Source organism: Paenibacillus vietnamensis (assembly GCF_020169515.1).
GTDB classification, from domain to species: Bacteria; Bacillota; Bacilli; order Paenibacillales; family Paenibacillaceae; genus Pristimantibacillus; species Pristimantibacillus vietnamensis.
Genome location: NZ_JAHMHW010000001.1, coordinates 585,202 through 600,075 on the forward strand (window position 1 = coordinate 585,202; position 14,874 = coordinate 600,075).

Below are 14,874 nucleotides of genomic sequence, written 5' to 3' on the forward strand. Positions count from 1 at the left end.
GGCGGCGCCGATGAACGATTTTCGTGCACTCGTATTGGATCTGAAAGATGAAAAGCCGAAATTGGAGGTGAGGCGCCTCCAGGCGGATGAGCTGCCGGACGGCGAGGTAACGATCCGTGTCGCCTATTCCAGCATTAACTACAAGGATGCGGTCGTTGCCGTCAAGCATGCCTATGTCAAATCATTCCCGCTCATTCCGGGCATTGATCTGGCGGGGACGGTGATTGTCTCGGCCGACGGCCGCTTTCGTGCAGGCGATCCCGTCATTGTGACGAGCTACGGGCTTGGAACTTCTCATCACGGCGGGTACAGCCAAATCGCGCGAGTGCCCGCCAAATGGGTCGTTCCGCTTCCGAAGGGGCTTACCTTGAAGGAAGCGATGATTTTGGGAACGGCCGGTTTTACGGCAGCCTTGTCCGTTCAGAGGCTCGAGGATTACGGGCTGACGCCGGAATGGGGGCCGGTGCTCGTGACGGGCGCGACGGGAGGAGTAGGCAGCACGGCAGTCGATATGCTGTCCCGGAAGGGTTATGATGTCTGTGCCGTTACCGGGAAGCCGGAAAGCCAAACCTATTTAATGCGTCTTGGTGCAAAATCGGTCATTCGGCGAGAGGAGCTTACGGATGCACAGCAGAAGCCGCTGCGGAAGGAGCAGTGGGCCGCGGCAATCGATCCGGTGGGGGGAGCGTCGCTGCAGTACGTGCTCAGCAGCTTGAAGTATGGAGGTGCGGTAGCCTCCAGCGGCCTTGCGGGAGGTGCCGACGTCCAGACGACCGTTTATCCGTTTATATTAAGAGGGATCAGCTGGATCGGCATTGACTCCGTATACTGCCCGATGCCGCTTCGGGAGAAGGTGTGGTCCCGTCTCGGCGCCGATTTGAAGCCGCTCCGCCTGAACGAGGATATCGTCCATGAAATATCGCTGGAGCAAGTGCCGGATGCATTGAATGATATTTTGAACGGGAGTCTGCTCGGGCGTACAGTCGTTAATATGCAAGAGTAGAGGAGCCGATGCTTAAGTATCCCTGGAGATCACAAAGGACACCCCGATTTCCATAGTCGGAACTTATGAAGTAGTCGAGCATCCCGGCGGAAATGTCCCGATCGAGCTTAAAAACATTAATGAAGAAAAACAGACCCTTACAACAGAGGTCGGAGGTTTCCCCGTTACGTGGACTTATTACAGAAAGGATAACGACGTCTACGTCGAGAGCGGCAGCGCGGAGCGGAAATTCGGGGGAGTGAATCAGACCTACCGTATATCCGGAAAAGAACATATTCCTAGCTTGCCTGTATCGAACGGTTTTTACGGCGACGGGAACAATCATAAGATTGAGAAATATAACAATTACACCAGCAAAGATTTGACGGTTTACATCTATTATTACACCGTTGAAGAGCCGGACAAACAAATCGAAATTCCGCTCCTGCCAGTGGAATAAATGTAGCAAAAGGGCACAAGCCGTCTCCCGTGGAGGCGCCTGCGCCCTTTTTTAACTTTCATTGCGGAAACTCATAAAAATAGTCAATAATCCAAGTTGCCAGAACATAAGATGAAGTATAAGATAAAGATAAGTACAAATTATCAGACTATTTCGTCAACTAAACTGAAGCAAGGGAGGGATTGCCGTGAACAAGAGCTATGAAGTCGAATACTGCAATTTGGAGCTGCGATTTGACCGCCGGCAAATCCAAAATCTCATCCGCGATCTTATTCAGGAAGGGTACTCCTTGTATTGGAGCGAGACCGAAGGCCAATTCCTCGTTTCCATCCGGACCGGCCGCAAGCTCGTCAAGCTTCAATTCCAACGCATGAAGAGCCGCTACAAAATCGTAGGTGACTACATTATTAAAGACGAGAAGCTGTCGGAGCTGCTAGAGAAGCTGATTAATGACACACGTGGACATGCGGTAGTCAAGCGTATAAAAGACCGTCAAATCGTTATTGAAAGCATAATGTTTGGTGAAATTATTAGACTTGTGGAGGTGTCAGGTATGGAACATCGCATTATTTATCAGAAAAAACCCTTCGTTACGATAGAGGAAATGATCAAAGCGTTTCAGTCGAAGCGTGCGGAGGAGCGTGCCGTTGTATTAAGGTATGAACTGGATTATGAGCTGTCTGTGCTGCATGACGCCCTCCAGAGTCAGGATGAGGAAGCAGCCGAGGCATCGAAGGAGAAATTGATGGCTCTCAGATCAGAAATGCTGCAGCTTGAACTTTGATGATGACGGACTGCCACTATAGACGACAATAAAAACGATCAAAGCGAAGCGGGAAGCCGCAGCCTTTGATCGTTTTTATGCGTTAAAAGAGTGCTTTATAAATTATATTTACAGCTATGGTCAAATATATTGATGCCCTTTATGCGACTTTTTTCCAAGCAAACGGTTTTCTTCTGACCGTAAAAAGAGTAAAATAACTTTATTGTTGACCAAATATAAACAAGAAGGATGGAAGAACCAGATGTCAAAACAGCAAATCGGCGTTATCGGCTTAGCAGTAATGGGCAAAAATCTGGCCCTTAATATTGAAAGCAGAGGCTTCACGGTATCGGTATACAACCGTTCCCGCGAGAAGACGGATGATCTCATTCAGGAAGCTGCCGGCAAGAACCTTGTGCCTGCTTATTCGATCGAAGAGTTTGTCCAATCGCTTGAAGTGCCGCGCAAAATTCTGATCATGGTACAAGCAGGCGCCGGTACGGACGCAACGATCGATTCGCTTGTTCCTCATCTGTCGGAAGGCGACATCATCATCGACGGCGGCAACGCTTATTTCCCTGACACGGTCCGCCGCAGCAAAGATCTTGAAGCTAAAGGCTTCCGTTTCATCGGCACAGGCGTTTCCGGCGGTGAAGAAGGCGCTTTGAAAGGCCCATCGATTATGCCGGGCGGCCAAAGATCCGCTTACGAGCTTGTTGAACCAATCCTTACGGCTATTTCCGCAAAAGTCGGCGACGACGCATGCTGCACGTACATCGGACCGGACGGTGCCGGCCACTATGTCAAAATGGTACACAACGGCATCGAATACGGCGATATGCAGCTGATTTGCGAAGCTTACGACCTTCTTAAAAATGTACTGGACGTTAGTGCAGAAGAGCTTCACGAAATTTTCACCGAGTGGAACAAAGGCGAGCTTGACAGCTACCTGATCGAAATCACTCGTGATATTTTTGCAAAATATGACCCTGAAACGGGCAAACCGATGGTTGACGTTATTCTTGATTCCGCCGGCCAAAAGGGTACAGGCAAATGGACAAGCCAAAGCTCGCTGGATCTCGGCGTGCCGCTTTCCATCATTACAGAATCCGTGTTCACCCGCTTCCTCTCCGCGATGAAAGAAGAGCGCGTAGCTGCAAGCAAAGTGCTGAACGGACCGGAGAAAAAGCCATTCCAAGGCGACAAAGCGGCATTCATCGAAGCGGTGCGCAAAGCGCTGTTCGCGAGCAAAATCTGTTCTTACGCTCAAGGCTTCGCTCAAATGCGCGCTGCATCCGAAGAGTACAACTGGGACCTGAAATACGGCGATATCGCGATGATTTTCCGCGGCGGCTGCATTATCCGCGCCCGCTTCCTGCAAAACATCAAGGATGCGTACGATCGCAACCCGAACCTGCGCAACCTGCTGCTTGACCCGTATTTCCAGAATATCGTTGAATCTTACCAAGGTGCATGGCGTGAGGTTGTCGGCACGGCGATCGCTAACGGCGTACCGGTGCCTGCATTCGCAAGCGCGATTGCATATTATGACAGCTACCGTACGGAGCGCTTGCCTGCCAACCTGCTGCAAGCACAGCGCGACTACTTCGGCGCTCACACCTTCAAACGTGTGGACAAAGAAGGCACGTTCCACTTCAACTGGATGCAATCCTAATCCGGACAATCATTTCGGCTCCCGGGCCGGCTCATCGTTCAAGCCGTATGCCGCTTGTCTGAGCCAATTGCGCAACCGGCCGGCTTCCTGATCGCTGTAATGTCTGCGGTGGATCAGGGACATTGCCGCCTCGGCGAAGAAGTGAAAGTTTTGCATTAAGCGTGGCTGCGACAGATCCATTAACGATGGGTCTTCGTCAGCCACCTTTTTTTTAATATACTCCAGCATCCAGACCACATCTTCGCGGCATAAGGGATGATCAGGATCGAGAATGCGGGTTATGCGCCTTTGCGTCGGGTGGAGAGCGGACAAATGAGGATCGCTGGTCATCGCTATCTTCACTCCTATTATAGAATTAGCATCATTATCATCCATACGGCATTCGCAACTTTTTTATACCCCCGCCGGTCAAAAAAATGATATGATGTTGAAGAACTAGGTTTCGGAATTGCGAAAAGGTGGAACAGTCAAGATGGAATGCGAACAAAACAACAAACTCGTACTTGTTGGTTTTATGGGTACGGGGAAATCCACAGTAAGCCGGCTGCTGTCGGAAAAGCTGGGCTGGAAGCGCATTGACGGCGACGAGGAAATCGAGCGCCGCGAAGGCAGAAAGATCTCCGATATTTTTGCGAGCGAAGGTGAAGCCGCATTCCGCGTTATCGAGACGAAGGTGCTGAAGTCACTGCTGTCCGAGTCCGAGCCGGCAGTCATCGCTACGGGAGGCGGAGCTGTGCTGAGCGGCTACAATTGCGAGCTGATGTTAAAGCATTCCTGCGTGGCGGCGCTCAAGGCAAGTCCCGAGCAAATTATCGAGCGAGTGAAAAACGATACGTCGCGGCCGCTGCTTCAGGGCGATGCGGGCGAACGCGTCAAGCTGCTGCTCGAGCAGCGTAAGAACGCTTACGATTTTGCGCATATATCGGTCGATACGACGTTATTGACGGCCGAAGAGGTCGTTGACGCTATTTTGCAGCAATGGTCCTGCAAGCAATAAGCCGGAAGCCGTTTTTGTTTCGGCCGGATTGCGTACATTTTATAACAAAAGGAGATCATACGAATTATGGACGTTTTAGTTACGCCTACGCCAAGACTCGAAGGAGAGCTGCAGGCGCTTTCCTCCAAAAACTATACAACCCGTTACTTGCTGGTTGCCGCTCTCGCCGAGGGGACAAGCACGATTTATTATCCGGCTCACAGCGAGGACAGCGATGCGATGCGCCGCTGTATCCGTGATTTGGGTGCGGTTGTGGAGGAGGATGACGAGAAAATCGCCATTACGGGCTTTGGCCGTCATCCGAAGCCGGTGGAGCAATTGGATGTCGGTAACGCAGGAGCCGTTCTCCGGTTTTTGATGGCGATCGCATCGCTTTGTCCGGATGTGACATTCATCAACCGGTATCCGGATTCGCTTGGCAAACGTCCGCACAGCGATCTGATCGATTCCTTGACCTCGATGGGCGTTTCGATCGAGCACAACGAGGGCAAGCTGCCGATTACGATTCGCGGCGGTGCGCCTAAGGGCGGGAAAATTCAGGTTTCCGGCAGCATCAGCTCCCAATTTTTGAGCGCGCTGCTGTTTTTGACGCCGCTGCTTGAAGAAGACAGCGAAATTGAAGTCCTTCACGATTTGAAATCCAAAGTGGTCATCGGCCAGACGCTGGAAGTGCTCGAGCAAGCCGGTATCGTTATCCATGCGGATGAGGATTATATGAGGTTTCGCGTTCCGGGCAACCAGAAGTATGAAGCGAAAACCTATTCCGTACAGGGAGACTATCCGGGCTCGGCCGCCATCCTTGCGGCTGCGGCGGTAACCGAATCCGATGTCATCGTCCATCGTTTGGAAGAGAAGAGCAAGCAGGGCGAGAGAGCCGTCGTTGACGTGCTGAAAATGATGGAGGTTCCGCTCACGCACGAGAACGGCATCGTCCACGTGAAAGGCAACGGCAAGCTGAAAGCCGTTGAATTCGACGGCGACCATGCAACCGATGCGGTGCTTGCCATGGTGGCTGCCGCCGTATTCGCGGAAGGCACCTCCAGGTTTTATAACGTCGAGAACCTGCGCTACAAGGAGTGCGACCGCATTACCGATTACTTGAACGAGCTTCGCAAAGCAGGCGCGAACGTCGAGGAGCGTCAAGCCGAAATTATCGTCCACGGCCGTCCGGAAGGTGTGGAAGGCGGAGTCGAAATCAATGCGCACTATGACCACCGTGTCATTATGGCGTTGACGGTTGTAGGCTTGCGGGCCAAGCAGCCGCTTCGCATCCGTGACGCCCACCATGTGGCCAAATCGTATCCGATTTATTTCGACCATTTGCAGGCGCTCGGCGCCAATGTGGAGTGGATCGAAGGATAATCAGTTAAACCTACTATTCAGATTGGGGTGTAACGATGGCGCAATTCGAGAATCCGTCACGCGAGCAAATCAAGGACATTTTGAAAAACAGTCAAACCGTTGCCGTAGTCGGTCTATCCGATAACCCGGAGCGTGTCTCGTATCTGGTATCCGAAGCCATGCAGGCAAAGGGCTACACGATTATTCCCGTTAATCCGAATGCGGATACAATCTTAGGTCAAAAAAGCTACGCATCACTCGGAGACATCCCGGTACCCGTCGATATTGTTAACGTGTTTCGCAGAAGCGAGCATACGCCGCCGGTAGCGAAGGACGCCGTTGCAATCGGCGCCAAGACGCTTTGGCTGCAGCTGGGCATCGCGAACGACGAAGCGGCAGCCATCGCAAGCGAAGGCGGCTTGCAGGTTATTATGGACCGCTGCATCAAGGTGGAGGATTCGATTCTGCTTCCCGAAGGGAAACCCAAAACATAACAATTATAAAAACGAGGTCACTCCTGCACAATAAGAAAGGCTTCAAGAAGGACGCCGAGATCTCTCGCTTTCTTGAGGACTTTATGAAGTGGAATTCAAGGAGGATACGACGTGAATCAATTTTCGCAGCAGTCGGGTAATTTCCAAGGCCAACAGAGCTTTTTGAATCAAGGAAACCAATTCCAGCCTACAGGGTTCGTGCAATCGCACTACCAAGGCCAGCTCAGCCAACCGACTTTTGGCAGACAAACAAATTCGATTGTTTCTAACCAACCAAGCGGATATCAATCTTCGTTTAGCCAAGGTGCTCAGCATTTCGCCCCTTCGAGCTATTCGATGATCTCCAATGCCGGTTTGAATCAATCCTACACGTCGCATCAGCCCGTTCAAAGCCATGCCGCTTCGCCTGCCACTGCTTTCGGAAGCGTAGGCCCAGTCATCTCGCATGTCGGATACCAAGCCGGTCCGGATAACAGCCGTTCGTTCTATCAGCCTTCGGCTTCGCAATTCGCTCAGTCCACGATCGCTCAGCAAGGAGCATTCGGTCAAGGGATGGGTCAAAGCTCCTACGGCCCTACTCCGACACATTCGTATACGAACTCCGCGCATCCGGTATACGATGCGACTAACGCGTATCAGCAATCCGGTCCGGTCATCTCCCATGTAGGCTGGCAATCCAGCCAGGGGACTGGCAACTACCGTTAATCGAATTAATTGAACGGAAAGAATCATCAACATTCGGCGGGCCTTTCGGCTCGCCGTTTTACTTTGACAAAATTCGCACAAACGCTTAACATCGAAGTAGATGAAGGGGAGGTGTGAAATGATCTTCATAGGAAGCCTGCAGCAGCTCGGAAGGGCTTTCATGCTGCCAATGATCGTGCTTCCCGGCGCGGCTATTTTTTTGAGCTTAAGCAAGCTGCCTTGGCATCTGATCGGACTGCCGGGAATGGAAGGATATTTGATTGCGGCAAGCGAAACGATATTTACGTTTCTGCCTTACATATTCGCATTGGGCATTTCGCTAGGCTTGACGGGGAATGCCCTTTCCGCCGGGATGGCGGCGCTGGTCGGCATGATTATTTACAGCGGCATTACCGGCGCTTCGGCTGCGTCGATCGAGCCGACGGTTTTTATCGGAACGATCATCGGAATCTTAGCCGGCATGAGCCACGAACGGTTTAAAAATTTGAGGCTGCCCGAGTACATTCAATTTTTCGGGGGGCCGAGATTTGTGCCGCTGTTCATGAGCTTCGTATCGCTGCTGTTCTCGATCGGCATGGTCAAGCTTGCTCCCTATTTGCAGCATACGCTGATTGAACTCGGGAACATCGTTGCTTCCGGCGGAGGTTTCGGCGTCTTTTTATACGGCTTCGTTCACCGGATTTTGGTCGTTTTCGGCCTGCATCATCTGGTCAGCCACGTCTTCTGGTTTCAGATCGGCGGGTACGAAACGGCGGGAGGAAGCATGGTGTACGGCGATTTGCCGCGCTTTTTCGCCGGCGACCCGACTGCAGGCGTATTTATGGCCGGGCTGTATCCGACGATGATGTTCGCGCTGCCTGCCATCGCCTTCGCCATTATTCACGAGGCGCGCGAGGACTTGAAGCCGAAAATCCGCAAAACGTTTCTGTACGCAGCGCTCGCTTCATTCTTAACCGGCGTGACGGAACCGGTCGAATTTGCATTCCTGTTCGTGGCTCCTTACTTATATGTCGTACATGCCATATTATCCGGCATCATTATGTGGGTGACGTACGAACTAGGCATCAAGCACGGCTTTTCTTTTTCCGCAGGGGCGATCGATTTTGTCATTAACGAGCATTTGGCTACGAGAGGCTGGCTGATTATCCCGATCGGCGTTGTCGTAGGTCTCATCTACTACTTTTTGTTCCGCTGGGCAATCAGGCGGTTCCGTATACCGACGCCTGGGCGCGAAGAGGGATCGCAGCTCGACGAGTGGGCGGGCGACATTCCGTACCGGGCTCCGCTGATTCTGCAAGCGATCGGAGGCAAGCAGAATATCGTTCGGATGGAATCCTGCATTACCCGCTTGAGGCTGAAGATTTCGAACGAGAAGCTTCTCGATATTAACGCCCTCCGCAATCTGGGCGCAGCAGGAGTCATCAAGCTGGGCGGCGGGCATGTGCAGGTCGTGTTCGGCACCTATTCCGAGCTGATCCGCGAGGAAATGCTCAAGTCGATCCAGCGCGATCAAGCCCAGGTGCTGTTCCATTCCCCGATGCAGGGAAGAATGATTCCGCTCGAGGAAGTGCCGGATCCGATCTTCGCCGGCAAGCTTGTGGGCCAAGGCGTCGCGTTTATCCCGGATAGAGGAGAGCTCGTTTCACCTGTTAAAGGAAAGGTTATCCATATTTATCCGACGATGCACGCGATCGGCATTTTAACTCCGGAAGGGCTTGAGGTGCTGCTTCATATAGGCATCGATACCTCGAAGCTGCTCGGAAAGTCGTATTTCAATGCAGTGGTTAAGGAAGGCGACGAGGTGACTCCGGGCATGCTGCTTATCCGGTTTGACTTGCAGCGCGTAAGAAGAGAGAGCAAGTCGCTGGCTACGCCGATGGTCATCACGAATTCCGATCTTGTACATTCATGGAGGTACGCTCCGTTCAAGGCAGTGAAGAAAGGACAGTCCTCAGTCATGTCGGTTGTGCTTAAAGAGAGAAATGGTGGAGGGGAAACGCAATGATTCAAGGAATAGGAGCGTCAGCAGGCATCGCGATCGGTAGAACGTTCGTGCTGCCGAACTGGGAATGGGAGCTGCCGGAGCAAAAAATCGACGTAGCGGACTTTGCCCGCGAATTCGAGCGCGTCTATGAGGGCATCCGCACCTCGAAGTCGGAGATCGAGCAGATCAAGGACGAGCTTCGGGATGTCGTCGGCTCCGAGGAGACTCATATTTTCGATGCTCATCTCGCCATTTTGGACGATCCTGTATTCATGAACGAAATTCAAGGCATCATTCAACGGCAGTACAAAGCGGCGGAAGTGGCGGTAAAAGAAGCGATCGACCATTTTGTGACGATGTTTGACCTGCTCGACGATGAATATATGAAGGAACGCGCACTTGATATCAAGGACGTCGGCAACCGGCTGCTTAAGCATCTGCTTGGCGCTCCCGAAATTACGCTGCCTTCGGATACGCAGCCGTTTATTCTAATCGCCAAGGAGCTTTCCCCGTCCCAGCTGGCCAATATTAATCCGAAGCATGTGCTTGGAATCGTGACGCTGGCGGGCAGCACGACCTCCCATTCGGCGATCATGGCGCGCGCGCTCGGCATTCCGCTGGTCGTCGGCATTGAGAATAAGCTGGACGAGGCGATTATGACCGGCCAGTCCATTGTCATCGATGGAAGCGACGGTTCGGTCTACATCGATCCCAGCAAGGAAATCGTCGAGCAATATTCGCGGCTGCACACCGAGCAAGTCGAAGCGAAGCGGGAACTGCAGCGGATCGCCGACCGCAAGCCGGTTACGCCGGACGGCAAAACGCTGGAGCTAGCCGCCAATATCAGCTCGTTCAAGGAGCTTGAAATTGCGTTGTCGAGCGGCGCGCACGGGGTCGGCCTGTTCCGTACCGAATTTCTGTATATGGACCGTAACCGGTTTCCGCTTGAGGATGAGCAGTTCGACGTCTACAAGAGCGTAGCAGAGAAGCTTGGCGGCGAGCCGCTCGTCATCCGTACGCTCGATGTAGGCGGAGACAAGCAGCTGGATTATTTCGAGCTTCCCGAAGAGGACAATCCGTTTCTCGGCTACCGGGCGATCCGTATATCGCTTGACCGCCAGGATTTGTTCAAAACGCAGCTGCGCGCCATTTTGCGGGCGAGCTGCTACGGTCAAGTGAAGCTGATGTATCCGCTGATTTCCTCGGTCGATGAGATTAGAGCGGCTAACGCCATTCTGGAAGAGGCGAAGAGGGAGCTTGAAGCGGCAGGCATTCCTTACGACAAAGGAATGAAAATCGGGGTGATGATCGAGGTTCCCGCCGCGGTCATAATTGCCGACTTGCTGGCGCAGGAAGTTGATTTTTTCAGTATCGGAACGAATGATCTCGTTCAGTTCACGCTTGCGGTCGACCGGATGAACGAGGAAATATCCCATTTGTACGAGCCCTATCATCCGGCGCTGCTGCGGATGCTCAAAATGACCGTCGATGCTGCTAAGCGTCACGGGATTACGGTCGGAGTTTGCGGAGAGCTCGCCGGAGATCTAAGGGCGCTGCCGCTTTGGCTGAGCCTCGATGTCGAGGAGCTGAGCATGTCCTCGCATTCGATTTTGCAGGTGAAGGAACGGCTGCTCTGCACGTCGCAGAAGGAAAGCAAAGCGGTATGCGAACAGCTTTATCAGTGCCGGACAAGCTCCGAGATTATATCGATTTTGGAAAATTTTACGGCGCGTATGAACGAAAAAACAGCGAATGGTTAAACCATTCGCTGTTCCAATGCCTCGACGAAAGCTTTGGCGTACGGAGGAAGATCCGGCGGTCTGCGTGCGGAAATGATATTTCCGTCAACGACGACGGCTTCATCGAACCAGGTGGCGCCGGCATTTTCCATGTCGTCGCGGATGCCCGGTGTGGACGTAACTTTACGCCCCTCCAATATTTTAGCCGAAATGAGCACCCAGCCTGCATGGCAGATTTGGCCGATCGGTTTGTCAGCCTCGTTCAGCTCTCTGACCAGCTGCAGCACCTTCGGATACCGGCGAAGCTTGTCCGGCGCCCAGCCGCCAGGGACCAGCAGGCCGATAATGTCCTCGCTGTTCACTTCATCGAAGGATAAGTCGGCAACCGCAGGCACGCCGTATTTGCCGATATGCGTTTTTCCTTTTTCGGGACCTGCGTACAGGACGGTAGCCCCGGCCTCACGGACGCGGTATACCGGATACCATAGCTCCAAATCCTCAAATTCGTCGTCGAGCAAGCAGATGACGGTTTTGTTTTGTAAAGTCAAAAAATTCCCTCCCACTATGAAATGTCTCTATTATTGTATCGAAGGAGAAACGATGAAGCAAACGAATAAAGCAACTTCTTTCTTTTTTTCATTCCGTGTCGTCAGATTTGTTCCCGCCGTTATCTGGATGGCCGTCATTTTTTTATTCTCCTCCCGAACCGGCGACGAAATGAATACGCTGCTTCCTTTTTTTCAAAAGTTCTTTCCTTTTATGAACGACTTTAATTGGGGGCATTTCGTGTCCTATTTTATACTGGCCATAACTATCGATTACGGGATCGGCAAGCGGGCCGACCGCTTCGTGTTTAAGCTTCTCATCGTGTTATTATGCGGCTTGTACGGCGTGACGGATGAATTCCATCAATCGTTTGTGGGAGGCAGGATGCTCGATCCGCTGGATGTCCGCAACGATATGATCGGAGCGGCGGTGTGGACCGCGGTTGCGGCCATTCCTCCGGTAAAGCGTCTATGGAGAAAATTAGCGGCATAAGGCTGAAAATACTGCCTAAAGTTTAATTTCAGTAGTAAAAATTACATAGAGGACGGAAGCAGGAGTTTTTGCAAAAAAGGTCGAATAATCTATTTATAAAAACTCTGAAAGCAATGTTCAGCGACATTTGCTGCTAGATGAAGGAGTGGACCATTTTGCAAAAGAGGTGTCATTGTGGTGACATCATGAAGATGAAGCTGCGCACAGTGATTTATTCGGGAAAGGTGGAGATCGATAACGTCCCGATTTTCTCCTGCCCTACCTGCAATAAAAGCGAAGTTTTCCCTGAAGTTAAGCCCGATTTGACCGGATTGATCGCCCAGCTTGGTGCGCAGCCGGATAAACAGACGTTATTGTTCAATGAATGCAACGAATGGGCTGACTTGCTGGTAGAGGCCAAAGCGGAAAAGAGGCAGACCGACCAAAACGCGGTCGAGCAGATGATCGATCACCGGATCAACAAGCTGCTGGATTTGTATTTGCTGGCCAAATCGTTAAACGACGAAGCTTGGATTACGGATATTAATAAAAGGCTGGAGCAAATTAGCCGCCGCATACTCCATACATAGAACCCGGATTTAGCTTTCCAGTACACGATGTGTTAAGGGGGGAAGCCAAGGATCAAAGTTGGAGTGAAGCTAAAAGTAAAGCCCATGGCCGCAGGCCGGGGCTTTTTGTTTTTTTAGCTTTATTTGTCATGAAAAAAGACAAATCGATTTTCAGACGGGGCGCAGTTTTTCCGGCAATTGCTGCTCATCTATACCGTTAAAAGGAGCTCGAAATAGCACGGGAATGATTAATGAAAAACCAATGAAAGCTCGAAACTTCAAGGTTTTTGACGTCTTTTGCTTTGCGTTGAGGAACCCTTTATGCTATGATTACGTTAATATACGGCGTACGTAAGAATAAAAATCTGAGCTAATGGAGAGAAGCACTGTGACGGTAACCATTTATGATGTAGCAAGAGAAGCAGGAGTGTCGATGGCTACGGTTTCCCGGGTTGTCAACAACAATCCGAATGTGAAGCCTGCAACACGCAAGAAAGTATATGAAGCAATTGAACGGCTCGGCTATCGTCCCAATGCGGTGGCCCGCGGCCTGGCAAGCAAGAAGACGACTACGGTTGGCGTTGTCATTCCCGATATTTCGAACGCCATTTTTGCCGAGGTAGCGCGCGGAATTGAAGATATCGCGAACATGTATCATTATAATATCATCTTGTGTAATGCCGATAAGAAGAAGGAAAAGGAGATCCGGGTCATCAATACGCTGCTGGAGAAGCAGGTTGACGGGCTGCTCTTCATGGGCGGCGCGGTCACCGAGGAGCATCTCCAAGCGTTTAAGACCGCTAACGTTCCGATCGTGCTTTGCGCGACGTCCGATGAGAGCGGACAAATTCCTTCGGTTGACATCAACCATGAAGAAGCGGCGTACGATGCGGTCAAGAAGCTGCTGGAGCAGGGGCATACCCGCATTGCAATGATCAGCGGCACGCTGCAGGATCCTTCGCTCGGCTATGCAAGATTCCAAGGCTATAAGCGCGCACTTGAATCCGAAGGCATCGCGTACGACGAAGCGCTCGTGCGGATCGGCAATTACCGCTACGAATCCGGCGCGGACGCTATGAACTATTTTATCGGATTGGACGAGCGTCCTACGGCGGTATTCTCGGCTACTGACGAGATGGCGATCGGCGCGATCCACAGCATTCAGGACTCCGGTCTTAAGGTTCCGGCGGATATTTCGGTGATCAGCGTGGATAACAGCAGGATGGCCTCTATGGTTCGGCCTCAGCTGACGGCCGTCGCACAGCCTATGTACGATATCGGTGCGGTATCGATGCGTCTGCTTACCAAACTGATGAAGAAGGAAAACGTTGACCAGTCCAAAGTCGTGCTTCCGCATGAAATTGTTGTACGTCAATCGGTTGGGGGAAGATAGGGCAGATGGCTTTTACGAAAATCGGAATAATTGGCGCTATGGTGGAAGAGATTGAACTGCTGCACAAGCATGTGGACGTAACGAGCCAGACGGTGAAAGCAGGCATCACATATTATGAAGGCAAGCTGCACGGCAAGCCGGTGATCTTCTGCAAGTCCGGCGTCGGCAAGGTGAATGCGGCGGTGTGTACGCAAATCCTGCTTGATTTGGGTGCGGATTGCGTTTTGTTTACCGGTGTGGCGGGCGCCATCGATCCGCAGCTTAACATCGGGGATATCGTCATTTCCTCCTCATGCATCCAGCACGATATGGACGTTACGCCGCTAGGCTTCGCACGCGGCACGATTCCATTTCACACGAGGTCGGAGTTTGCGGCCGATCCCCGCTTGATCGAGCTGGCTGCCGCCGCAAGCGGCCGTCTTTTCGGAGGACGGAGCTTGACGGGGAAGGTGCTTTCCGGAGATCAGTTCATAGCCAGCCGTGACACGGTGAAGGACCTCTATGATACGTTCCAAGGGGCGTGTGCGGAGATGGAAGGCGCGTCGGTCGCACACGTCTGCGATATGAACGAAGTTCCGTTTGTCATCATCCGTTCCATGTCGGATAAAGCGGACGGTTCCGCTCATGTTAATTTCGCTGAATTTACGGTGACAGCTTCCAATCACTCCTACCAAATCATCGACGATATCGTGAAGCATATTTAATAAATTTTCGAGCCCGGCTTTGTTGGGGACTTGGAACAAAGGACCTATAAA

Annotated in this window: 16 protein-coding genes; 14 read left to right on the forward strand and 2 right to left on the reverse strand. The window is 51.9% G+C overall.

Annotated elements, in window-relative coordinates; translation table 11 throughout:
• The first annotated feature begins 10 nt into the window (after positions 1–10).
• The 4 genes from KP806_RS02465 (at position 11) to gndA (ending at position 3,880) form a co-directional block, all read left to right on the forward strand.
• The gene (locus KP806_RS02465; RefSeq protein ID WP_224721956.1) at positions 11–1,003 is read left to right on the forward strand and encodes an acrylyl-CoA reductase family protein; all 993 of its coding nucleotides are present in this window, start codon (positions 11–13) and stop codon (positions 1,001–1,003) included.
• A 238-nt stretch (positions 1,004–1,241) separates the two neighbouring features.
• The gene (locus KP806_RS02470; RefSeq protein ID WP_224721957.1) at positions 1,242–1,442 is read left to right on the forward strand and encodes a hypothetical protein; all 201 of its coding nucleotides are present in this window, start codon (positions 1,242–1,244) and stop codon (positions 1,440–1,442) included.
• 187 nt (positions 1,443–1,629) lie between these two features.
• The gene (locus KP806_RS02475) at positions 1,630–2,226 is read left to right on the forward strand and encodes a hypothetical protein (protein ID WP_224721958.1); all 597 of its coding nucleotides are present in this window, start codon (positions 1,630–1,632) and stop codon (positions 2,224–2,226) included.
• A 241-nt stretch (positions 2,227–2,467) separates the two neighbouring features.
• Positions 2,468–3,880 carry an NADP-dependent phosphogluconate dehydrogenase gene (gene gndA / locus KP806_RS02480; protein ID WP_224721959.1) on the forward strand — a complete coding sequence of 471 codons (1,413 nt, stop codon included), beginning with the start codon at positions 2,468–2,470 and terminating at the stop codon, positions 3,878–3,880.
• A gap of 9 nt (positions 3,881–3,889) precedes the next feature.
• Here gndA and KP806_RS02485 read toward each other — a convergent pair whose 3' ends face one another.
• Positions 3,890–4,210: a hypothetical protein gene (locus tag KP806_RS02485; RefSeq protein ID WP_224721960.1), complete on the reverse strand. Its 321-nt coding sequence runs from the start codon at positions 4,208–4,210 to the stop codon at positions 3,890–3,892.
• A 142-nt stretch (positions 4,211–4,352) separates the two neighbouring features.
• Here KP806_RS02485 and KP806_RS02490 point away from each other — a divergent pair, with 142 nt between their 5' ends.
• The 6 genes from KP806_RS02490 (at position 4,353) to ptsP (ending at position 11,161) form a co-directional block, all read left to right on the forward strand.
• Positions 4,353–4,877 (forward strand): shikimate kinase, encoded by a 525-nt coding sequence (locus KP806_RS02490; protein ID WP_224721961.1) that lies wholly within the window; start codon positions 4,353–4,355, stop codon positions 4,875–4,877.
• A gap of 66 nt (positions 4,878–4,943) precedes the next feature.
• Positions 4,944–6,239 (forward strand): 3-phosphoshikimate 1-carboxyvinyltransferase, encoded by a 1,296-nt coding sequence (gene aroA / locus KP806_RS02495; RefSeq protein WP_224721962.1) that lies wholly within the window; start codon positions 4,944–4,946, stop codon positions 6,237–6,239.
• 35 nt (positions 6,240–6,274) lie between these two features.
• Positions 6,275–6,712, forward strand: a complete 438-nt coding sequence (locus tag KP806_RS02500) for a CoA-binding protein (RefSeq protein ID WP_224721963.1) — start codon at positions 6,275–6,277, stop codon at positions 6,710–6,712.
• A 111-nt stretch (positions 6,713–6,823) separates the two neighbouring features.
• Positions 6,824–7,417 carry a hypothetical protein gene (locus KP806_RS02505; RefSeq protein ID WP_224721964.1) on the forward strand — a complete coding sequence of 198 codons (594 nt, stop codon included), beginning with the start codon at positions 6,824–6,826 and terminating at the stop codon, positions 7,415–7,417.
• Positions 7,418–7,535: 118 nt separating this feature from the next.
• Positions 7,536–9,422, forward strand: coding sequence for a glucose PTS transporter subunit IIA (locus tag KP806_RS02510; RefSeq protein WP_224721965.1), 1,887 nt, complete (start codon positions 7,536–7,538; stop codon positions 9,420–9,422).
• Positions 9,419–11,161 (forward strand): phosphoenolpyruvate--protein phosphotransferase, encoded by a 1,743-nt coding sequence (gene ptsP, locus KP806_RS02515; RefSeq protein ID WP_224721966.1) that lies wholly within the window; start codon positions 9,419–9,421, stop codon positions 11,159–11,161. Before KP806_RS02510 ends, ptsP begins: the two co-directional genes overlap by 4 nt.
• On the opposite strand, the gene KP806_RS02520 is transcribed toward ptsP, so the two are convergent.
• A complete protein-coding gene (locus KP806_RS02520; protein WP_224721967.1) occupies positions 11,158–11,688 on the reverse strand; it encodes a type 1 glutamine amidotransferase domain-containing protein in 531 nt (176 codons plus the stop codon). The genes ptsP and KP806_RS02520 overlap by 4 nt on opposite strands.
• Positions 11,689–11,740: 52 nt before the next feature.
• Between KP806_RS02520 and KP806_RS02525 the strand changes: the two genes are divergently transcribed.
• The 4 genes from KP806_RS02525 to KP806_RS02540 all read left to right on the forward strand — a co-directional run bounded on the left by KP806_RS02525 (position 11,741) and on the right by KP806_RS02540 (position 14,823).
• Positions 11,741–12,178: a VanZ family protein gene (locus KP806_RS02525; protein WP_224721968.1), complete on the forward strand. Its 438-nt coding sequence runs from the start codon at positions 11,741–11,743 to the stop codon at positions 12,176–12,178.
• 191 nt (positions 12,179–12,369) lie between these two features.
• A complete protein-coding gene (locus KP806_RS02530) occupies positions 12,370–12,747 on the forward strand; it encodes a hypothetical protein (RefSeq protein ID WP_318153458.1) in 378 nt (125 codons plus the stop codon).
• Between the two features lie 367 nt (positions 12,748–13,114).
• Positions 13,115–14,119 carry a catabolite control protein A gene (gene ccpA, locus KP806_RS02535; RefSeq protein ID WP_224721970.1) on the forward strand — a complete coding sequence of 335 codons (1,005 nt, stop codon included), beginning with the start codon at positions 13,115–13,117 and terminating at the stop codon, positions 14,117–14,119.
• A gap of 5 nt (positions 14,120–14,124) precedes the next feature.
• The gene (locus KP806_RS02540) at positions 14,125–14,823 is read left to right on the forward strand and encodes a 5'-methylthioadenosine/adenosylhomocysteine nucleosidase (RefSeq protein ID WP_224721971.1); all 699 of its coding nucleotides are present in this window, start codon (positions 14,125–14,127) and stop codon (positions 14,821–14,823) included.
• Positions 14,824–14,874 lie beyond the last annotated feature (51 nt).

What these genes read in the sequence shown, in the direction of transcription:
- KP806_RS02465 (WP_224721956.1), top strand. Translation starts at nt 11, where the DNA reads ATGAACGATTTTCGTGCACTCGTATTGGATCTGAAAGATGAAAAGCCG.
- gndA (WP_224721959.1), top strand. Translation starts at nt 2,468, where the DNA reads ATGTCAAAACAGCAAATCGGCGTTATCGGCTTAGCAGTAATGGGCAAA.
- KP806_RS02485 (WP_224721960.1), bottom strand. Translation starts at nt 4,210, where the DNA reads ATGACCAGCGATCCTCATTTGTCCGCTCTCCACCCGACGCAAAGGCGC.
- KP806_RS02490 (WP_224721961.1), top strand. Translation starts at nt 4,353, where the DNA reads ATGGAATGCGAACAAAACAACAAACTCGTACTTGTTGGTTTTATGGGT.
- aroA (WP_224721962.1), top strand. Translation starts at nt 4,944, where the DNA reads ATGGACGTTTTAGTTACGCCTACGCCAAGACTCGAAGGAGAGCTGCAG.
- KP806_RS02500 (WP_224721963.1), top strand. Translation starts at nt 6,275, where the DNA reads ATGGCGCAATTCGAGAATCCGTCACGCGAGCAAATCAAGGACATTTTG.
- KP806_RS02510 (WP_224721965.1), top strand. Translation starts at nt 7,536, where the DNA reads ATGATCTTCATAGGAAGCCTGCAGCAGCTCGGAAGGGCTTTCATGCTG.
- ptsP (WP_224721966.1), top strand. Translation starts at nt 9,419, where the DNA reads ATGATTCAAGGAATAGGAGCGTCAGCAGGCATCGCGATCGGTAGAACG.
- KP806_RS02525 (WP_224721968.1), top strand. Translation starts at nt 11,741, where the DNA reads ATGAAGCAAACGAATAAAGCAACTTCTTTCTTTTTTTCATTCCGTGTC.
- KP806_RS02530 (WP_318153458.1), top strand. Translation starts at nt 12,370, where the DNA reads ATGAAGCTGCGCACAGTGATTTATTCGGGAAAGGTGGAGATCGATAAC.
- KP806_RS02540 (WP_224721971.1), top strand. Translation starts at nt 14,125, where the DNA reads ATGGCTTTTACGAAAATCGGAATAATTGGCGCTATGGTGGAAGAGATT.